The organism is Streptomyces sp. NBC_01471 (assembly GCF_041438865.1).
In the GTDB taxonomy this organism is placed as follows: Bacteria; Actinomycetota; Actinomycetes; order Streptomycetales; family Streptomycetaceae; genus Streptomyces.
In genome coordinates this window covers 5,785,520-5,804,969 of record NZ_CP109450.1, presented here as the reverse complement: position 1 = coordinate 5,804,969, position 19,450 = coordinate 5,785,520, and the positions used below count along the sequence as shown (strand labels likewise).

The 19,450-nt window shown below is 70.0% G+C and carries 17 protein-coding genes; 6 read left to right on the top strand and 11 right to left on the bottom strand.

The features are described 5' to 3' along the window. The first annotated feature begins 5 nt into the window (after positions 1–5). The 4 genes from OG285_RS26005 to OG285_RS25990 all read left to right on the top strand — a co-directional run bounded on the left by OG285_RS26005 (position 6) and on the right by OG285_RS25990 (position 3,591). A complete protein-coding gene (locus OG285_RS26005; protein ID WP_356825411.1) occupies positions 6–1,361 on the top strand; it encodes a hypothetical protein in 1,356 nt (451 codons plus the stop codon). Positions 1,362–1,691: 330 nt separating this feature from the next. Continuing rightward, positions 1,692–2,360, top strand: a complete 669-nt coding sequence (locus OG285_RS26000; protein WP_371792391.1) for a bifunctional 4-hydroxy-2-oxoglutarate aldolase/2-dehydro-3-deoxy-phosphogluconate aldolase — start codon at positions 1,692–1,694, stop codon at positions 2,358–2,360. Then, positions 2,357–3,337, top strand: coding sequence for a sugar kinase (locus OG285_RS25995; protein ID WP_371792390.1), 981 nt, complete (start codon positions 2,357–2,359; stop codon positions 3,335–3,337). Before OG285_RS26000 ends, OG285_RS25995 begins: the two co-directional genes overlap by 4 nt. Positions 3,338–3,378: 41 nt before the next feature. Next, complete coding sequence (locus OG285_RS25990; protein ID WP_356825417.1) at positions 3,379–3,591, top strand: zinc ribbon domain-containing protein; 213 nt, start codon at positions 3,379–3,381, stop codon at positions 3,589–3,591. Between the two features lie 19 nt (positions 3,592–3,610). Here the strand turns inward: OG285_RS25990 and OG285_RS25985 are convergent, their stop codons facing one another. From OG285_RS25985 to OG285_RS25975, 3 genes are read right to left on the bottom strand one after another with little or no spacing between them, the layout of a single operon-like run. Then, positions 3,611–4,444, bottom strand: a complete 834-nt coding sequence (locus OG285_RS25985; protein WP_371792389.1) for an HAD family hydrolase — start codon at positions 4,442–4,444, stop codon at positions 3,611–3,613. Continuing rightward, the gene (locus OG285_RS25980; protein ID WP_371792388.1) at positions 4,441–6,987 is read right to left on the bottom strand and encodes a phosphoribosyltransferase; all 2,547 of its coding nucleotides are present in this window, start codon (positions 6,985–6,987) and stop codon (positions 4,441–4,443) included. Before OG285_RS25980 ends, OG285_RS25985 begins: the two co-directional genes overlap by 4 nt. Continuing rightward, on the bottom strand, positions 6,987–8,189 hold the full coding sequence (locus tag OG285_RS25975; RefSeq protein WP_371792387.1) for an HpcH/HpaI aldolase/citrate lyase family protein: 1,203 nt from the start codon (positions 8,187–8,189) through the stop codon (positions 6,987–6,989). The genes OG285_RS25980 and OG285_RS25975 overlap by 1 nt, the downstream gene beginning before the upstream one ends. A gap of 202 nt (positions 8,190–8,391) precedes the next feature. Between OG285_RS25975 and OG285_RS25970 the strand changes: the two genes are divergently transcribed. Beyond that, a complete protein-coding gene (locus OG285_RS25970; protein ID WP_371793617.1) occupies positions 8,392–9,231 on the top strand; it encodes a TerD family protein in 840 nt (279 codons plus the stop codon). Positions 9,232–9,310: 79 nt separating this feature from the next. Here the strand turns inward: OG285_RS25970 and OG285_RS25965 are convergent, their stop codons facing one another. The 6 genes from OG285_RS25965 to OG285_RS25940 all read right to left on the bottom strand — a co-directional run bounded on the left by OG285_RS25965 (position 9,311) and on the right by OG285_RS25940 (position 13,899). Continuing rightward, the gene (locus tag OG285_RS25965; protein ID WP_356825427.1) at positions 9,311–10,048 is read right to left on the bottom strand and encodes a Tellurium resistance; all 738 of its coding nucleotides are present in this window, start codon (positions 10,046–10,048) and stop codon (positions 9,311–9,313) included. 144 nt (positions 10,049–10,192) lie between these two features. After that, the gene (locus OG285_RS25960) at positions 10,193–11,335 is read right to left on the bottom strand and encodes a DUF475 domain-containing protein (RefSeq protein WP_356825429.1); all 1,143 of its coding nucleotides are present in this window, start codon (positions 11,333–11,335) and stop codon (positions 10,193–10,195) included. Between the two features lie 150 nt (positions 11,336–11,485). Continuing rightward, on the bottom strand, positions 11,486–12,061 hold the full coding sequence (locus OG285_RS25955) for a TerD family protein (protein ID WP_356825431.1): 576 nt from the start codon (positions 12,059–12,061) through the stop codon (positions 11,486–11,488). 87 nt (positions 12,062–12,148) lie between these two features. Next, complete coding sequence (locus tag OG285_RS25950; protein WP_356825433.1) at positions 12,149–12,724, bottom strand: TerD family protein; 576 nt, start codon at positions 12,722–12,724, stop codon at positions 12,149–12,151. 124 nt (positions 12,725–12,848) lie between these two features. Next, positions 12,849–13,307: a peroxiredoxin gene (locus OG285_RS25945; RefSeq protein ID WP_356825435.1), complete on the bottom strand. Its 459-nt coding sequence runs from the start codon at positions 13,305–13,307 to the stop codon at positions 12,849–12,851. 151 nt (positions 13,308–13,458) lie between these two features. After that, positions 13,459–13,899, bottom strand: a complete 441-nt coding sequence (locus OG285_RS25940) for a DUF3052 domain-containing protein (protein WP_164260513.1) — start codon at positions 13,897–13,899, stop codon at positions 13,459–13,461. A gap of 436 nt (positions 13,900–14,335) precedes the next feature. On the opposite strand from OG285_RS25940, the gene aceE reads away from it, so the two are divergent. Beyond that, the gene (gene aceE, locus OG285_RS25935) at positions 14,336–17,083 is read left to right on the top strand and encodes a pyruvate dehydrogenase (acetyl-transferring), homodimeric type (protein WP_371792386.1); all 2,748 of its coding nucleotides are present in this window, start codon (positions 14,336–14,338) and stop codon (positions 17,081–17,083) included. Between the two features lie 86 nt (positions 17,084–17,169). On the opposite strand, the gene OG285_RS25930 is transcribed toward aceE, so the two are convergent. Together OG285_RS25930 and OG285_RS25925 are read right to left on the bottom strand one after the other, a co-directional pair. After that, on the bottom strand, positions 17,170–17,616 hold the full coding sequence (locus OG285_RS25930; RefSeq protein WP_371792385.1) for a peptidase inhibitor family I36 protein: 447 nt from the start codon (positions 17,614–17,616) through the stop codon (positions 17,170–17,172). A gap of 162 nt (positions 17,617–17,778) precedes the next feature. Further along, on the bottom strand, positions 17,779–19,377 hold the full coding sequence (locus OG285_RS25925) for a DHA2 family efflux MFS transporter permease subunit (protein WP_371792384.1): 1,599 nt from the start codon (positions 19,375–19,377) through the stop codon (positions 17,779–17,781). Positions 19,378–19,450: the final 73 nt, after the last annotated feature.

The window sequence follows — 19,450 nt, the reverse complement described above, 5'->3', positions numbered from 1 at the left end:
GGGATGTGACGGCAAGACACGGGCAGCCGTATGCGCGATCGAGTGCCGTCCGGGATGTCCTGACGCTCATGGTCCTCCCGGTGCCGTTGCTGGCCGGTCTGGCCGGTTCCTTCGCAGGTGGGGGCACGCGGCGTTGGTTCGGCGGGCGCGGTGAGAGCCAGCGGGCCGACGCGCAGGCCGCGAAGGATGCCGCGGCCGCCGCCTTCTACGACCTCGACACCGCTCAGCGCGATCTGCGGATCTCCATCGAGACCATCTCCGCGGTGGACAACTCGCCGGAGGCCCGCAAGGCCCTCTCCGATTTCGCCTCGCTGGGGCAGCGGATCGACGAGGTCAGCTCCTCGTACATCACCGCGGTCGACGCCCATGACCTGGACCGGGACGGTCTGGAGGGCTCCGCCCTGTCCCAGGCGCGTACGGAGCTGACCCGGGCCAAGGACGATCTTGTACGAGTGAAGGGCGAGCTCGACCGGTTCGGGCAGGGGCTGGGGCCGCTGCTCGGCAAGGCCGAGACCCAGCTCGCCCGGCTCGCGCCCGCCGTGGAGCGCGCGCGACAGGCGCTCCTCTCCGCGAGCAATGCTCTCGACGCGGTAAGGGAATCCGGGCTGAAGGCCGACGACCTGGCCACCCGTCTCGCGCAGCTCGGGCCCGAGCTGACCAAGCTCAACCAGGGCGCCGGTCAGCACGGCGTGCAGGGCACCCTGGACCGCGCGGAACAGGTGATGCGTGACGCCGAAGCCGTACGGGCGGAGGCCGCCCGGCTGCCGGAGCGCGCCTCCGAGATCGACCGGCGCCTGGTGTCGCTGCGTACCCGCGCCCAGGCGCTCACCACCCGGGCGGGGACGGTCGCCCCGGTCCTCAGCGAGCTGCGGCGCCGCTTCACCGCGCCCTGCTGGCAGGATCTCCAGCATGTGCCCGAGCAGGCCGCCGTGTCCGTGCGGCAGGCGGAGGAGAAGCTCAAGGAGGCGACCAGGGCGCGCGAGGAGCAGCGCTGGCCGGACGCCACCTCCCTGCTCACAACGGTCAGGACGCTGCTCAACAACACCGACGAGGCGGTCTCCGCGGCCGGTGCGCGACTCGACCGGCTCAACGCCGTGGCGAAGGATCCGCAGCAGGAGATCGAGCGGACCAGGTTCGCGATCCGGGACGCCCAGCGGCTGGCGATGGCGGGCCGGAACACACCGGACCCCCGGCACGCCCGCCCGCTCGACCAGGCGGTGGAACGGCTGGACCGGGCGATCGCGGGGCTGGAGGGCCGGCACCCCGACTACTGGCACTTCCTCACCGAGACCGAGGAGGTACGGAAGACCGCCACGCACGTGGTCGAGCAGATCCGCGAGGAGCGCGGAGCCGGGCATTGAGCCGGGCATTGAGCTGGACATGGGGCCGGGCATCGATGGGCCGGGGCGTTGAGCCGGGCATCGCACGGGCCGTTGAGCCGGGTCGCCGCGGCTTGAACCGGGTCGAGCCGGGTTGATACGAGTGGTGTCGGGCGGCTCACGGGCCGGTGGACGGACGTGCCGGGGTGATCAGATCACGTCCGGACGGGCTCATTCCGGCCCGGGCGCCCTCGCCGGCCCCGGCCCGGACGGTCCTCCACGGCAACGAGCCACCCCTGTTCCCGCGTACCGACCCCCGAACCACAACCACCCCCGGGCAACCGAATCACCCGAGCACAGGAAGAGAACAGCATGGACCGCACGGACTTCACCGCGAGTCTCCGGAACGAGCGGCTGGTCGCCATCGTCCGCGGCTCGGACCCCGAGGCGTCCTTCAGGTCGGTGATGACGCTCGTCGAGAGCGGGATACCCCTGGTCGAGGTGTCGCTCAGCGGCACGGACGCGCTCGGGGTCATACGCCGGGCGCGGGCCGCGCTCGGGGACGGCGCGTGGCTGGGCGCGGGCACCGTGCTCACCGCCGACGACGCACGGCGGGCCGCCGACGCCGGGGCCGGTTTCATCGTGACGCCGGGGCTCGGTGCGAGTGTGGACGAGTCCGTACGGCTGGGGCTCCCCGTACTCTCCGGAGTCGTCACCCCCACCGAGGTCATCGCCGGTGTCGCGGCCGGCGCCGCCGCGCTGAAGCTCTTCCCGGCCTCGGTGGGCGGGCCCTCCTATCTGAAGGCGCTGCGGGCCCCCTTCCCGGACGTTCCTTTCGTACCGGTGGGCGGGGTGGACGCGACCGCCGCCGCCGAGTATCTGGCGCTGGGTGCGGTCGCCGTGGGAGTCGGTTCGCCGCTGATCGGGGACGCTGCGGACGGCGGGGGCCAGGACGCCCTGCGGCAGCGGGCCGCCGCGTTCCTGAACGTCGTGGAGACGGCGCGGGCCGCCGGGGCAGCGGCCACGGCGGTCCGGTCATGAGCGTCTTCACCTTCGGCGAGACGATGGTCGCGCTGCGCGGCGACGGGCAGTTGAAACTGGGCGGCACGATGACCGTCTCGGTCGCCGGCGCCGAGTCGAACGTGGCCATCGGTCTGGCCCGGCTGGGGCACCCGGTGCACTGGGCGGGCGCGGTCGGCGCCGACGAGGCCGGTGAGCTGGTGCTGCGGACGCTGCGTGCCGAGGGGGTCGGCGTCACCGGCTCCACGTGTGACGACGGCGCGCCCACCGGGCTGCTCCTCTTCGAACCACGGCTGCCCGGCGTGACCCGGGTGCACTACTACCGTGCGGGATCGGCCGGTTCGAGGGTCGCGGCCGACGATGTCGAGCGGGCGTTCACCTCTTTCCTGACAGCCGGGGCGGGCGCAGCGAGTGACGCGCCCCGCGTGCTGCATCTGACCGGCATCACCCCCGCCCTCTCCCCCACGGCCCGGTCGGCCGCCGAACGGGCCATGGAACTGGCAGCCGACACCGACGTGTTGATCAGCCTCGACGTCAACTTCCGCTCCCGGCTGTGGAGTACGGAGGAGGCCTCGGCGGTGATGCGGGACTGGGCGCCGCGCGCCGACGTACTGATCGCGTCCGACGACGAGCTGCCGCTCTGTCTGCCCGAGGGCTCGCCGGAAGACCCCGCCCTGCGGGCGGAAGCGCTGCTGGAGGCCGGGGCGGGCGAGGTCGTGGTCAAGCTCGGCGCGGCGGGCGCCACGGCGTACACCTTGCAGGGGGAACTGCACACCCCGGCCCGTACGGTGCCGGCCGTGGATCCGGTCGGTGCGGGCGACGCGTTCGTCGCCGGGTATCTCTCGGCGCTGCTCGACGGCTCGGACACGGCGGGACGGCTGGACCGGGCGGTGACCACGGGAGCGTTCGCGGTGGCCGCGACCGGTGACTGGGAGGGCGCCCCGACCCGCGCCGAGCTGGGCCTCCTCGGAGCGACGCCGGGCACAGTGGTGCGCTGAAGTGGTGTGCAGCGGGGCCCCGCACCTCTAATCTTGGCCCCATGCCCCGTTACGAGTACCGCTGCCGCTCCTGCGGCGACACATTCGAGATCAGCCGTCCGATGGCCGAGTCCTCGGCGCCCGCCACCTGCCCCGAGGGCCATGAGGACACGGTCAAACTGCTGTCCGCGGTTGCCGTCGGGGGGTCCGCTGCCGGGGCTCCGTCCGGCGGGGGCGGCGGGGGCGGGTGCTGCGGCGGAGGCTGCTGCGGCTAGGCCCCGCTGCCCCCGGCGCTCAGCGCCCCTGCGGCCGGCCCCGTGCGGCGCGGGTGAACTCCCGCAGGATCTCCTCGCCCGCCGCGACCCCGCGTCCCGCCGTCACCGCGACATGCGGCGCGCTCCAGCCCGCTTCCGCCAGTTCGCCGTGCGCGGGGCGCCAGCCCCGGTCGGCGGCCAGCAGCAGGTCCGCGTCCAGCAGGGAATCGCCTGCGGCCAGGGTGAGTTCGGCGCCGGTGCGGCGCGCCACCTCACGCACCGCCGCGCTCTTGGTGAGCGGCTCGGGCACCGCGTAGAGCTTGCGGCCCTGGAGCGAGACCGTCCAGCCGCGCGCTCCGGCCCAGGCGGACAGCTCCTGCACCCAGCCGTCGGGCAGCAGGGCCCGTTCGACGACCAGATAGGCGAAGAGGTCCTCGGCCACCCGCTCCTTGAGCAGCCAGGCCGGGTCGGCGGCAGCCACCAGATGGGCGCGCACCTCGGCCAGCGGGGCGCACTCGGCGGCCAGCCGCCGGGCCACATCGGACTGCCAGCCCGGGTCGGACACCCCGTCGACCAGCAGGTGACCGCCGTTGGCGCAGATCGCGAACCTCGGCGGCGGACAGGGCAGCCGGATCCGGTGGTACTGCTCCCTCGTCCTGGTGGTCGTCGGTACGAAAAGGGTCTCCCCCGCGAGCGCGCCGAGCAGCCCGGCGGCGGTCTCGGTGACGTACGAGAGCGGTCTGCTCTCGTACACCTCGACGCACAGCAGCCTCGGCGCTTCGGCGTCCGGCATGCTCAGGTCGAGCGCGGGCGCCGAGTAGATGAGGGTGCGGTCGAGGTCGCTGGCGACGAGTACGGGCGCTGCCGGGCTCACCCGGTCACCGCCGCGGTGCCGTCGGCGCCGGTCGCGCCGCGGGTGAAGCGCGGATGGATCAGACCGACGCAGGTGTACGGCAGGCCGTCGACCTCCTCGACCGGGACGCCGCGCTGCTCCGCGAGGAGCCGTACGTGGTCGAGATCGGCGCCCGCACCGCTCCGGGCGAGGATCTTCCAGGGGACGCGGCGTAGCAGGACGCGGGTGGTCTCACCGACCCCCGGCTTGACGAGGTTGACGTCGTGGATGCCGTACTCCTCGCTGATGCGCTCGACGGCCGCCCACCCCTCCCAGGTCGGCGAACGGTCCGCCGCCAGCTGCTCCTTCACCGCCGTGTCCACCGCGCCCGACACCGCGTCGAAGCAGGCGGCGACGGCGTCGACGAAGTCGGCCGAGACGTCGGAGTCCGCCAGTTCGCGGTAGAACTTCCCGCCGTGGAAGTCCCCGGGCCCGACCAGGTCGGCACGGAGGACCGTACGTGAAATCAGCCCGGACACGGTGGAGTTGAGGCAGGCGGACGGGATGAGGAAGTCCTCCCGGGTGCCATGGGTGCGGACGCAGCCGCCGGGGTCGGCGAGGACCGCGATCTCCGGGTCGAAGCCGGGGAACTCCACGAGCGCGTCGGCGAGTTCGCGGGTGATGGCACCCTTGCCCGTCCAGCCGTCGACGAAGACGACATCGGCCGGGTCGTGGTGCGCGGCCAGCCAGCGCAGCGCGGTCGCGTCGATGCCCCGGCCACGCACGATGGAGACCGCGTAGTGCGGCAGGTCCAGGCCGTGGCGGTACTGGGCCCAGCGGCGCATCAGCACACCGACGGGCGTACCGGCGCGCGCGAGGGAGACCAGGACCGGCCGCGCCGACCGCTCGGCGAGCACGGTCTCGGTGACCGTGCCGACGGCCTGCGCGATCCGTGGCGCCGACGTCTTCAGCGCCGCCCTGAACAGCTCCTGGTACTGCTCGCTCGGCTGGTACTCGACGGGCAGCGACTCGGCGTAGTGGGCACCGCCCGTCTGTATCGCCTCCTCGCGCTCCTCGGTGGGAGCCTCCAGCTCCACGTCGGAGAAGTCCTGGAGCAGCCAGCCGACGTCCTCGGCGGCGTAGGAGGAGAAGGCGGGGCCGCGCAGCGGCTCGGGCATGGGGGCTGCTTCCTGCTGTTCGGGAACGCGGGGCTGTGGAGGGACGTTCGGCCGCGGGGGAACGTACGACGGGACGACCGCCAGCAGCACCTGCGGGACGTGTGCGGCGAGTTGCGCCAACAGGCCGTCGGGGGCGTGCAGTTCGGGGGTGTCGGCGGCCGAGTCGACGACGAGGACCACCGCGTCGAAACCGCCGCCCGCCACGTTGTACGCGTAGCGGTCGCCCGGCCCGTCGCCGGGGCTGTCGTGCGCGGGGAAGACCAGTCCGGTCCGTATCGCGTAGCCGGGATCGTCCAGCGCGAGTACGGGCGAGCGGGTGGTGGTCGAGGAGCGTACGTCGTGTCCGGCCTGCTCCAGCGCGAGGCCGAGACGGAGCGGGGTGTACATCAGCTCCTCGAAGCCGAGCACGAGGACACGCGGGGTGCGCGGGGCCGGGCCGGGTGCTCGGGTGCCGGGCACCACCTCCGCATCCCGCGCCAGCGCCTCCGCGAGCCGCGCCGCCATCCCCGGCAGCGCGGCTTCCAGGGCGGTGCGGTGGCCGGGGGTGAAGCCGTGCCGGCCGCCGTCCGGCAGACCGGCCGGCCAGCCGAGGTCCACCCGGACAACCGGACCGGCACCGGCACCATGAGCAGGGCCGGAGGCAGCGGCAGTGGCACCGGCCGCGGGCGGGTGGCACTGTCGCGCCTCCTGCTCCTCGACCAGGCGGCGCCCCTTCTCCAGTACGCCGTCGGGCAGCTCCACCTCACCGCTCACCGACGTCAGCAGATCGACCCGGGCGCCGATCTCCCGGGCGAAGTCCGTCAGCCGCTCCCGGTCGGCGGCCGAGCGCATGTCGACCAGCGCGACGACCACGTACCACTGGCGCGGATGGCGTGCGTGCAGGTCGCGGATGGTGTTGAGCACCGTGTTGCCGGTGGAGAACTCGTCGTCGACGAGGACGAGCGGGCCGTCGCCCGCCAGCAGCTCCGGGTCCTCGGGCAGCAGCAGATGCGAGGTGGCGTGCGAGTGCGACTCCTCGAAGCCGCCCGCCCGCGTCACCCCGGTGACCTCGCGCCGGGTGGAGTGCAGATACGGCGCGAGCACCAGCCCGTCCGCGACCGAGTGCCCCAGACCGGTCGCGGTCTCGGCGTAGCCCAGGACGACCGCCCGGGCCGCGGCCTCGTCGCCGAGCAGCCGCCGTACGGCGCGCCCGAGCCGGTGGCCGTGGCCGTACACCGTCGAGGGGCGCTGCGGCACATGCTTGCCCAGCACGTTCGACACCAGCAGATGGGCACGTTTCGGATTGCGCCGCAGTGCGAGGCCCAGCAGCTCCTGGAGACCGTCGTCCCCCGCGAGCCGCACACCGAGCCGGTCCGCGACCCATGTTCCCGACCAGACCACTTCGCCCGTCTCTCTTCCGGTTCGCATCAGCCGGAGAGCCCGGCCGTGAGCAGTTCGACAAAGCCGATGTCTTCCCTGGCCACCCCGAAGACCTCGGCCCGCAGGAGGGTCCGCTCGGCCCAGGCCCGGTGCGGCTTCACCTCGTTCATCTTGTTCGTGTACGCGGAGCGCAGCACCCCGCCGCCGTCCCGGTCGGGCCGGACGATGTCCCGGGCATCGCTGAACTCCTCGTGGCTGACGACCGAGAGGGCGTGCACCGGCATCACGTGCGAGGGGTGGATACAGGTCTTCCCGAGCAGTCCGTTGGCGCGGTCGAGCCCTATCTCGCGCAGCAGTCCGTCCAGGTCGTGCTCGATCAGAGTGGTGCGGAGCTGGTCGGCGCGTCCCTCCATGAAGGGGCTGCGGCGCAGCTGCGGCTTGAACATCCGCTCCTGGACGCGGAAGTACTCCCAGACCGGGCCGGTGATCGTGAAGCCCGTACCGTCCGAGCGGCCCAGGACGTTCACCACGTCGGCGATGACGGCGGCGACGATCTGGACGTCGTACGCGGTCATGTCGGGCGTCCTGCGCAGCCCGTACGCCGAGCAGAAGTCGGTGACACCGAGCCGGAGCGCGAGGACCCGCTCGCGGTACTTGTCGACCGTGCGGGCTATCCCGGCGAGGGTGTCCGCGCGGCTCTCCAGATGCAGCAGCTCGGGCGATTCGAGGACCGGCATGGCGAAAAGCCGCCGACCGCCCGCGGCCTCCGCCCGGGTGAGCGCCTCCAGGAAGGCCGTACCGCGCTCCTCGGTGAACTTGGGCAGTACGAATCCGGACAGCAGCCGTGCCGAGGGGCCCAGCCTGCGGACCAGATCCGGTATCTGCTCGGGCTCGCGGACCCGGACGAAGAGCAGCGGCACGTCCTCCGTGTCCCCGGCGGACCCGGCGGACCCGGCGGACCCGGCACACCTGGCGTCCAGCTCGGCGAACTGGCGGACCAGATTGGCCTCGCCCTCGGCGACATCGGCGTCGTCGATCGAGTCCTCCAGGCACAGCACCATGGAGACCACCCCGCGCGCGGCCTGTTTCAGCACGTCGTCGGCGAGGTGCGGCCGGGTGGCCGGGCTGTAGAGCGTGGCGCCGAGAGCAGCGGCGAGGACGGGTGCCGGAGACCCGGAGGTGAAGTCGGCCGGCTGCTGATGGAAGAGTTCCGCCCGGACCAGGGGCGAGATATGCCTGAAATGATGCATAAGCTCCCCTTGTAGTGCCATGCCGTCCCGATGACGCGTGGCCGGTAATAGTACGTATGGACGCATGTCACTAGTTCCAACGGGGCGGGAATTCGGACCGACCTGCCACAGTCGCCCCGCCCGTTTCGCTGGGATGTACCGGACTCGCCGCAAAGCGCCCCCACGTTGTCCGCGGCTCCGCGGGGAAGGCAGGATGACCGGCATGACGCACGCGATGATGAAGGGTTCGAACGTCCCGCTGGACGCCCTGGCGGTACGGGCCGTCCTGCGCTGGACCCCGGGCCCGGACGTCCCCGACATCGACGCCTCGGCCCTGCTGCTGGGTTCCGGCGGGCGTGTGCGCTCCGACGAGGACTTCGTCTTCTACAACCAGCCGCGCCATCCGTCGGGCCTGGTGCGGCGGCTGCCGAAGAAACGTGACGCCGGGGGGCTCACCGACACGGTCGAGGCGGATCTGGCCGCCCTGGACCCCTCGGTGGACCAGGTGGTGCTGGCCGCCTCGTCCGACGGTGCACCGTTCCGCGCCGTACGGGACCTGCGGATCCTCCTGTACGACGCGGCGGCACCGGCGGGGGACGGCACGGCTGCCCTGGCCGTCTTCGACGTGCAGCCGGAGACCGGCGAGGAGACGGCGATGATCTGCGGCGAGCTGTACCGCCGCGGGGACCGCTGGAAGTTCCGGGCGGTGGGGCAGGGCTACCCGACCGGGCTGGTGGGGCTGGCCACGGCTTACGGCATCTCGGTGGACGAGACCGCCGAAACGGGCGGAGCGGCGGATGCCTCGGCAGCCGAGGCGGCAGAGCCCGGGGCGCCCGCGCGGCCCGGCCCTGCCGGGGCGACGGGCCCCACGGTCCCGGCGCCCGCCGGCTTCCCGCCACCCCCGCAGTCGCCGCCGCCCGGTTACGGCTACCCGCAGGCCGTCCCGGCCCGGCCCGTGGCCCAGCCCGCCTACGGCTATCCGCAGCCGGCCGCGGCGGCGGCGCCCGCTCCCGATCCGTACTTCCGGCTGCCGCCGATGGGACCGCAGTTCCTGCCCAGGTGACGACCGGGTGGTCACCCGGTGGTGACCGGCTGAGCGGACCGGAACAGGTGGACCGGGCGGGCTGTCCGGCCTGCCGGGCTCAGATCTTGGTCTTGTAGCCCCGGCCCCACTGGAGCCCCCAGCCGTACAGCCGGTCCAGCTCGGCCTGGAATCCGTACACGAACTTCACCTCACGGCGCACCACCATGTCGCCCTTGACCTTCTCGACGGCGAAGACCGCGCACGAGCGCGCCTGCGGATGGCGTTCGTCCAGCTGGATCTCGATGCGCGGGCCGTTGCTGGGGTAGAGCGTCACCACGGCGTGCGTACGGTCGAAGGCGGGCGTCTGGTCGTAGATGTAGACGAAGACCAGCAGCCGCTTGATCTCGTCGCGGTGGTCGAGATTGACGTAGAGCGTCTCACCGGACGGCGAGCCGAACCGGTCGTCTCCGCTGAGCTGTACATACGGCGCTTCGTTGAGCTCGCCGAGAAAGTTCCCCAGCGGCTGCACGACGCCCTTGGTGCCGTCCTCCAGCTCATAGAGGCAGCCCAGGTCGAGGTCGACGTTGACGACGCCCTGGGTGTGCGCCTGGACGACGTCCGGCTGGAACATCCTGGACGGATGACGCAGCAGACTTCCGCGCTGCCGCGAGCTGCCGCCGAAGTCCGACGACCGCATCCGCCAGGACAGGTTCACCCGCAGGTTTCCGGTGGTCGCACCCTGTTTGGTCAGTGAGACCACCGGGTGCCGTTTGGTCAGCTCGATCGAGTTGGACGCCGAGCTCCCCGAATCGAAGTGCGGCGACTTGTCCCGTCGGAGACTGTCCCAGAAGGCCATGTCCCACCCCCAGCTTGCTCGGTGAATCTTCCCCGGTTCTTCCCCGGACTTCTTCCCCCGCGCGCAGACCTACGCGCACGGGGCGGTCAGGAGGCTTCCGCGTCCTGACCGCCCCGTTCAGAGCGTTCCGCAATCCGGTACGGGTCACACCCCGGACGGGACTTCCGTCCGATCGCCGGAGCTGTCCCCGCCCTCCGCCTCGATCCGCTTGTTCCTGCGGACCGACGACCAGAAGGACCAGGCGATCAGCACGACGCCGACGAGGCCGGTGATGACCTCGTTGATCTCGTACTGGATGGTGACGAGCAGGATCACCGAGAGCGCGCCGATCGCGTAGTGCGCGCCGTGCTCCAGGTAGACGTAGTCGTCCAGGGTGCCCTGGCGGACCAGATAGACGGTGAGCGACCTGACGTACATGGCACCGATACCGAGGCCGAGTGCCATCAGCACGATGTCGTTGGTGATGGCGAAGGCGCCGATGACGCCGTCGAAGGAGAACGAGGCGTCGAGGACTTCCAGGTAGAGGAACATGAAGAACGCGGCCTTGCCGGCCATCATGACCGCCGGCACGTTCGAGCCGGTCTTCCTGGCCTCCTCCTCGGCCTCCTGCTCGCGCTCCTCGTCCTCTTCCAGCCGGTTCTCGAAGAAGCCGGAGAGCCCGCCCACCACGAGGTAGGTGATGAGCCCGGCGATACCGGAGATGAGGACCGTCTGCGCCTTGTCCGCGTGCGCGCCACCGTGCTGGTGGGCGTGGGTGGCGAAGGTGAAGGAGGAGATCAGCAGCACGGCGAGCGCGATGCAGACCGAGAGCATGTCGACCTTGCCGAGCTTGGCCAGCGGGCGTTCGATCCAGCGCAGCCACTGGATGTCGCGGTCCTCGAAGATGAAGTCCAGGAAGATCATCATCAGGAACATGCCACCGAAGGCAGCGATCGACGGATGCGCGTCGGTGACCAGCTGCTGGTAGTGGTCCTTCTCGTTGAAGGCCAGCTTCACCGCTTCAACCGGATTGATCTTGGCACTGATGGCGACGATCACGACGGGGAAGACCAGTCGCATACCGAAGACGGCGATGAGCACACCGACCGTGAGGAAGATCTTCTGCCAGAAGGCACTCATCTTCTTCAGGATTCCGGCATTGATCACGGCGTTGTCGAAGGACAGCGAGATCTCCAGGACACCCAGGATCGCCACAATGCCCAGGGCGGTCCATCCGTCGTAGATCACCGCCACGGCAAGACCGACCACGGTGATCACGAATGACCACCCGAAGGTTTTCAGAAGCACTGGCTACCCCATCGTGTGTGTACGGGTTCCCCCGCGCCGTGCGCGGTCCAGGTGTTGTCCCAGCCCTGCATTCTCCCGGAGTGCGAACCCTGGAGCCCCCACACGAAACCCCGGAGATCTCCGGGACTTGAACCATGCCGGAAGAATGCTTTAGGAAACATTGACCCCGAAGTCTAGAGCGATGCCCCGCAGCCCCGACGCGTACCCCTGCCCCACGGCACGGAACTTCCACTCGCCGCCGTACCGGTAGAGCTCGCCGAAGATCATCGCGGTCTCGGTCGAGGCGTCCTCGCTCAGGTCGTACCGGGCCAGCTCCTGGCCGTCGGCCTGGTTCACCACGCGGATGAAGGCGTTGGCGACCTGTCCGAAGGTCTGGCCGCGGCTGTCCGCCTCGTGGATCGAGACCGGGAAGACGATCTTGTCGCAGTGGGCGGGCACCTGGGAGAGGTCGACGATGATCGACTCGTCGTCGCCCTCGCCCTCACCGGTGAGGTTGTCACCGGTGTGCTCGACCGAGCCGTCCGGGCTGGTCAGCTGGTTGTAGAAGATGAAGTACTCGTCGCCGAGCACCCGTCCCGACTGGCACAGCAGCGCGCTGGCGTCGAGGTCGAAATCCGCTCCGGTGGTGGAGCGTGCATCCCAGCCGAGCCCGACCAGTACTTGCGTGAGGTTGGGTGCGGCCTTCGAGAGGGAGACATTGCCTCCCTTGGCGAGCGTGACGCCCATGATCGCTGATCCTCCCCGAGGTGTGAACGGTTGACTAGCACGTCCGGCGCCGCACAGTGGTGCGGCGCCGGACGGAGTGAATCCTGCTCAGACGTTGACGCCGAAGTCCTGCGCGATACCGCGCAGCCCCGACGCGTACCCCTGACCGATGGCGCGGAACTTCCACTCCGCGCCGTTGCGGTAGAGCTCGCCGAAGACCATGGCAGTCTCCGTCGACGCGTCCTCACTGAGGTCGTACCGCGCCAGCTCGGAGTTGTCCGCCTCGTTCACCACGCGGATGTACGCGTTGCGGACCTGGCCGAAGCTCTGCTGGCGGCTCTCGGCCTCGTAGATCGAGACCGGGAACACGATCTTCGCGACATCGGCGGGAACGCCGGCGAGGTTCACCTTGATGACCTCGTCGTCGCCCTCGCCCTCACCGGTGAGGTTGTCACCGGTGTGCTCGACCGAGCCGTCGGGGCTCTTCAGGTTGTTGAAGAAGACGAAGTTCGAGTCGTTGGCGACCTTGCCCTCTTCGTTCGTCAGCAGGGCGCTGGCGTCGAGGTCGAAGTCACCACCTGTGGTGGTGCGCGCATCCCATCCGAGACCGACGATGACCGCGGTCAGATTGGGTGCGGCCTTGGTCAGCGAGACGTTGCCGCCCTTGCTGAGGCTGACTCCCACGAGTCCTCCCAATTGGTTTCGAGGGGCCGAGGAGGGCCCTTGCCCCCGTATTTACGTGGCATCGGATCAACGAACCGATCCTAGTGACCGGTTCCCGGACCCGGCAGGCTCTTGTCCGGCCGGGTCAGAGGGTGTCGAGCGCCTTGGCGTACTCGTTCAGGTCACGAGCGTCGGGCAGACCGTTGACGACGGTCCAGCGGACGACGCCCTCCTTGTCGATGATGAAGGTCCCGCGCACGGCGCACCCCTTCTCCTCGTCGAAGACCCCGTACGCCCGCGAGGCCTCGCCGTGCGGCCAGAAGTCCGAGAGGAGCGGGTATTCGAGCCCCTCCTGCTCCGCGAAGACGCGCAGCGTGTGGATGGAGTCGTTGGAGACGGCGAGCAGCTGCACGTCGTCGTTGACGAATTTCGGCAGCTCGTCGCGGAGGGCGCACAGCTCGCCGGTGCACACGCCGGTGAAAGCGAAGGGGTAGAAGAGCAGCACCACGTTCTTCTCGCCGCGGAAGTCCGAGAGGCGGACGGTCCGGCCGTGGTTGTCCTTCAGCTCGAAATCCGGTGCCGCGGTGCCGACCTCGATCGCCATGAAAACGCTTCCCTTCGGTGGGGCCATTCGAATGATGCCCACCCTATGGCCTCGCCGCCCGGCCCACCGGGGCCCGCCTGTCCGGGACAGGACAAGGGGAAGCCCCCGTCGGCAGGACGGCCGGCGGGGGCTTCTCGGGGCTTGTGGCGACTCAGCGCTTGCCGGACCTTGCCACCTTCGGTGTGACCAGACGGCTCCCCGTCCAGTCCTTGCCGGCGTTGATGCTCTTGGTCTGGGCCAGACCGGCTGTCTGGGATGCCTCGTTGATGTCGCTCGGCTCGACGTAACCGTCACGGCCGGTCTTGGGGGTCAGCAGCCAGACCGCGCCGCCGTCGTCGACCAGACCGATGGCGTCCACCAGCGCGTCCGTAAGGTCGCCGTCCTCGTCGCGGAACCACAACACGACAGCGTCAGCCACGTCGTCGTAGTCCTCGTCGACGAGTTCCTGGCCGATGACGCTCTCAATACCCTCACGGAGTTCCTGCTCGACGTCGTCGTCGTAGCCGATCTCCTGGACCACTTGTCCGGGCTCGAACCCCAGGCGTGCTGCCTGATTGGTCCGCTCCTCCGCGTGGTCCGCGGTCGCGCTCACGGTTTGCCTCCTGATCGTTTTTGGAAATGCACCAGCCACGCGCGTGCGCGGGGCGTTGGCCGTAGTCCACACGGGCGGGACCGATCGCGCAAGTACCCAGCGGTCGAGACAGCCGAAACGGTGACGTTTCCTGGCACCTCATCCCAACCCCCGGCAGGTTCTGACGGCCTCTGGTGATTCATCACACACTGTTCATCCGTATTTGCGGGGTTCCGCGGCTTCGGATACGTCAATTGTGCCCCGGATCCCTTTGGGAATGTCTGAGCGGGTCGGGCGTAAGGTTGCGATTTCGCCGGACCCAGCAGCGGCCTCCGGACGGGATGTCTCGCCGAGTGGCGGTTTTACCCCTCGGTAGAGATGACGTCAGCGTCCTGGCGGTACACCATGGTGGCGGCGTACGTCCCGATACCGCATGACCGAACAGCGAAGGAACAGCGTGGTTTCCGGATCCGATCGCAACCCGATCATCATTGGCGGCCTTCCGAGCCAGGTCCCGGACTTCGATCCCGAAGAGACCCAGGAATGGCTCGACTCCCTCGATGCCGCCGTCGACGAGCGCGGCCGTGAGCGTGCGCGTTATCTGATGCTCCGCCTGATCGAGCGCGCGGGCGAGAAGCGCGTGGCCGTGCCCGAGATGCGCAGCACGGACTACGTGAACACGATCGCCACCAAGGACGAGCCGTTCTTCCCGGGCAACGAGGAGATCGAGCGCAAGGTCCTGAACGCCACGCGCTGGAACGCGGCCGTGATGGTCTCGCGCGCCCAGCGTCCCGGCATCGGGGTCGGCGGCCACATCGCCACCTTCGCCTCGTCCGCCTCCCTCTACGACGTGGGCTTCAACCACTTCTTCCGCGGCAAGGACGACGGTCTCGGCGGTGACCAGGTCTTCTTCCAGGGCCACGCGTCCCCCGGTATCTACGCCCGCGCCTTCCTGCTCGACCGGCTCTCCGAGCAGCAGCTCGACGGGTTCCGGCAGGAGAAGTCGAAGGCTCCTTACGGACTGTCCAGCTACCCGCACCCGCGGCTGATGCCGGACTTCTGGGAGTTCCCGACCGTCTCGATGGGCCTCGGCCCGCTCGGCGCGATCTACCAGGCGCGGATGAACCGCTACATGGAGGCGCGCGGGATCGCCGACACCTCCAAGTCGCACGTCTGGGCCTACCTGGGCGACGGGGAGATGGACGAGCCCGAGTCGCTCGGCCAGCTCTCCATCGCCGCCCGTGAGGGCCTGGACAACCTGACCTTCGTCGTCAACTGCAACCTCCAGCGCCTCGACGGCCCGGTGCGCGGCAACGGCAAGATCATCCAGGAGCTGGAGTCGCAGTTCCGCGGCGCCGGCTGGAACGTCATCAAGCTGGTCTGGGACCGGAGCTGGGACCCGCTGCTGGCCCAGGACCGCGACGGCATCCTGGTCAACAGGATGAACACCACGCCGGACGGCCAGTTCCAGACGTACGCCACCGAGAGCGGCGCCTACATCCGTGAGCACTTCTTCGGCGACGACCAGCGGCTGCGCAAGATGGTCGAGGACATGTCCGACGAGCAGATCCTGCACCTCGGGCGTGGCGGGCACGACCACCGGAAGGTGTTCGCGGCCTACACGGCGGCCAAGGAACACAAGGGCCAGCCGACGGTGATCCTCGCCCAGACCATCAAGGGCTGGACGCTGGGGCCGAACTTCGAGGGCCGCAACGCGACCCACCAGATGAAGAAGCTGACGGCGGACGACCTCAAGCGCTTCCGGGACCGGCTGCACCTGCCGATCGCGGACAAGGCGCTGGAGGACGGCAACCCGCCGTACTACCACCCGGGCCGGGACTCCGAAGAGATCCAGTACATGCACGACCACCGCACGTCCTGCGGCGGTTACGTGCCGACCAGGGTGGTCCGCGCCAAGCCGCTGCCGCTGCCGCCCGACAAGACGTACGCCATCGCGAAGAAGGGCTCGGGTCACCAGTCGATCGCCACCACCATGGCGTTCGTCCGTGTCCTGAAGGACCTCATGCGGGACAAGGAGATCGGCAATCGCTTCGTGCTGATCGCCCCCGACGAGTACCGCACCTTCGGTATGGACGCGTTCTTCCCGAGCGCGAAGATCTACAACCCGCTCGGCCAGCAGTACGAGTCGGTGGACCGCGAACTCCTGCTCGCGTACAAGGAGTCGCCGACCGGGCAGATGCTGCACGACGGCATCTCCGAGGCCGGCTGCACGGCGTCGCTGATCGCGGCCGGCTCGGCGTACGCCACGCACGGCGAGCCGCTGATCCCGGTGTACGTCTTCTACTCGATGTTCGGGTTCCAGCGCACCGGCGACCAGTTCTGGCAGATGGGCGACCAGCTGGCACGCGGCTTCGTGCTCGGCGCGACCGCCGGACGGACGACGCTGACGGGTGAGGGCCTCCAGCACGCGGACGGCCACTCGCAGCTGCTCGCCTCGACCAACCCGGCCTGTGTCGCCTACGACCCGGCCTTCGGTTTCGAGATCGCGTACATCGTGCAGGACGGTCTGCGCCGGATGTACGGCGAGACGGCGGACGGCAGGGCGGGCGAGGACGTCTTCTACTACCTCACCGTCTACAACGAGCCGATCCTGCACCCGGCGGAGCCCGCCGACGTCGACGTCGAGGGCATCCTCCAGGGCATCCACCGCTTCAAGCCGGGCGAGCGGGGTCAGATCCCGGCGCAGATCATGGCGTCCGGTGTGGCTGTCCCGTGGGCCGTCGAGGCCCAGCAGATCCTCGCCGACGAGTGGGACGTGAAGGCCGACGTCTGGTCCGCGACCTCCTGGAACGAGCTGCGCCGCGAGGCCGTGGAGGTGGAGCGGCACAATCTGCTCCACCCCGAGGAGGAGCAGCGTGTCCCGTACGTCACGCGGAAGCTCTCCGGCTCCGACGGCCCGTTCGTGGCCGTGTCCGACTGGATGCGCTCGGTGCCGGACCAGATCGCACGCTGGGTGCCGGGTCCGTACCAGTCACTGGGCGCGGACGGCTTCGGCTTCGCCGACACCCGGGGTGCGGCACGCCGCTTCTTCCACATCGACGCGCAGTCGATCGTCGTCTCGGTCCTCACCGAGCTGGCCAAGCAGGGCAAGGTGGACCGCTCGGCCCTGAAGCAGGCCATCGACCGCTACCAGCTCCTGGACGTGGCCTCGGCCGATCCGGGCGCGGCGGGCGGCGACGCGTAGGCGCCACCGAGCACGCATGAGGGCGGCGGGACCACGGTGGTCCCGCCGCCCTTCCGTGTGCGCGGTGGGTGCGCCCGGCCGGGTGCTCAGTTCTCCCAGATCTTGAACGCCCGCACCTGGTACGGGGAGTGCGGCAGCCAGGTGCCGCCTCCCGGGTACGTCTCGAACTCGCCGGTCTCCGCGCACTCGACGGACTGGTACGTGGTGACCGGGCGCCCGGTGCGGTTGGCGACGGACTGGGCCGTGGTGCCCGCGGGGAGCGGGGTACAGCTGTCGATGCCGGTGCCGGAGAGGTCGTAGGTCCGGCGGGCGCCCTTGAAGCCGTCCTTCTCCCAGAGACAGAGTTCGCCGGTCGCGCACTCCCCCATCCGGGGCTGCGAGGCGGCCAGCGCGGTGTGCGGGGCGAGGGCCCGCGGCGCGGCGAGCACGGCGGCCGTGACCATCCCGGCCGTGACGGCCGTCGCGGTCGTACGGAGCAGGGCCCGGCGGATGCCCGCGGCCGGTGCGGTGTTCTTCGTGAGTGCGGTGTTCATGGTGGTCCCCCCGTGTGGTGTGTCGTACGGATCTTCTGGCCGCAGCCTGGCCCGTGATCACGTACCGCCGGAAGAGCAGACCGTCCGCGCCACCCTGATAGGCGACAGCCCCGCCGGAAGGGTCCGGCGGGGCTGTCGTGGCGTGGAGTTGACGTCGGATCGTCAGATGTGGGCGGCCCCCGCTGCCGCCTCCGGGTTGTCACCGCGCTTGGTGAGCAGGGCCACGAAGATGGCCACGACCGCGACGCCGGCGGCGACCAGGCAGGCCAGGCTCATGCCGGACATGAACGTGTCGTGGGCGACGCCGGTGATCTTGGCGGCGAGTCCGGCCGGGGCGTGCGGCGGCACCGGGGCCATGCCGACCTGGACGGCCTGCGAGGCCTGGTCCAGCTGACCGAACCCGAACGGAGGAAGTTTGGCGTCCGCCCAGTTCCCCGGGAGGGCGCTGTCGACCTTGGAGGCCATGACCGCGCCGAGCACCGCCGTACCGAGGCTGCCGCCGATCTGCATGGCGGCCTGCTGGAGTCCGCCGGCGACGCCGGAGAGCTCCATCGGGGCGTTGCCGACGATGACCTCGGTGGCGCCGACCATGACCGGGGCGAGCCCCAGGCCGAGCAGCGCGAACCAGATCGACATGTTGAGGCTGCCGGTGTCGGTCTCCAGCATGGACATGCCGTACATCGCGACCGCCGTGCAGAGCATGCCGCAGGCCAGCGGGATACGCGGGCCGAGCTTGGTGATCACCGCGCCCGCGAGCGGGGAGGCGACGATCATCATGCCGGTGAGCGGCAGCAGATGGAGTCCGGCGTCGACCGGGCTCATGCCGTGCACGTTCTGGAGGTAGAAGGTGACGAAGAAGAGGCCGCCCATGAAGGCGATGGCCATGAGCACCATCAGCACCACGCCCGCGGAGAGCGGCACCGAGCGGAAGAGCGCCATCGGGATGAGCGGCTCCCTGACCTTCGTCTCCCAGAACGCGAAGGCCGCGAAGCAGACCACCGAGACGGCCAGGAACATCCAGACCTTGCCGTCGCCCCAGCCCCACGCCGGGGCCTTGATGAGCGCCCAGACCAGACAGAACATGGCCGCCGAGAGCAGCGCGATGCCCAGCACGTCGAAGGACTTCGGGGCGTTCGCGGCGCGGTGGTCCTTGAGGATGACCGCACCCACGACGAGCGCGATCACACCGACCGGCACGTTGATGAAGAAGACCGACTGCCAGCTGACGTGCTGGACGAGCAGGCCGCCGATGATCGGGCCGCCCGCGGTGGAGGCGCCGATGACCATGCCCCAGAGACCGATGGCCATGTTGAGCTTCTCGGCGGGGAAGGTGGCGCGCAGCAGGCCGAGTGCGGCGGGCATCAGCAGTGCGCCGAACAGCCCCTGGAGGACCCGGAAGGTCACGACCAGGCTGACGCTGTTAGAGAAGCCGATGGCGCCGGACGCGGCGGCGAAGCCGATCACGCCGATCAGGAACGTCTGACGGTGGCCGAAGCGGTCACCGAGCTTGCCCGCGGTGATCAGCGCCACCGCGAGGGCGAGGAAGTAGCCATTGGTGATCCACTGGATCTGGGCGAAGGTCGCCCCGAGATCCTTCTGGATGGCCGGATTGGCGATCGCGACGATCGTGCCGTCGAGCGCGACCATCATCACGCCGATGGCCACGGAGAAGAGCGTCAGCCAAGGGTGGCCGCGGAGCCCCTTGGCCGGCGGTGCCGCGACATCCTGCGGCGCCGGGTCGACAGTGGTCTGACTAGTCATAGGAACAGATTAGTGTCAGTTGCTGACAGTTGACCAATCAATTCACAAGTCGGTAACTGTCACGTACCTCACA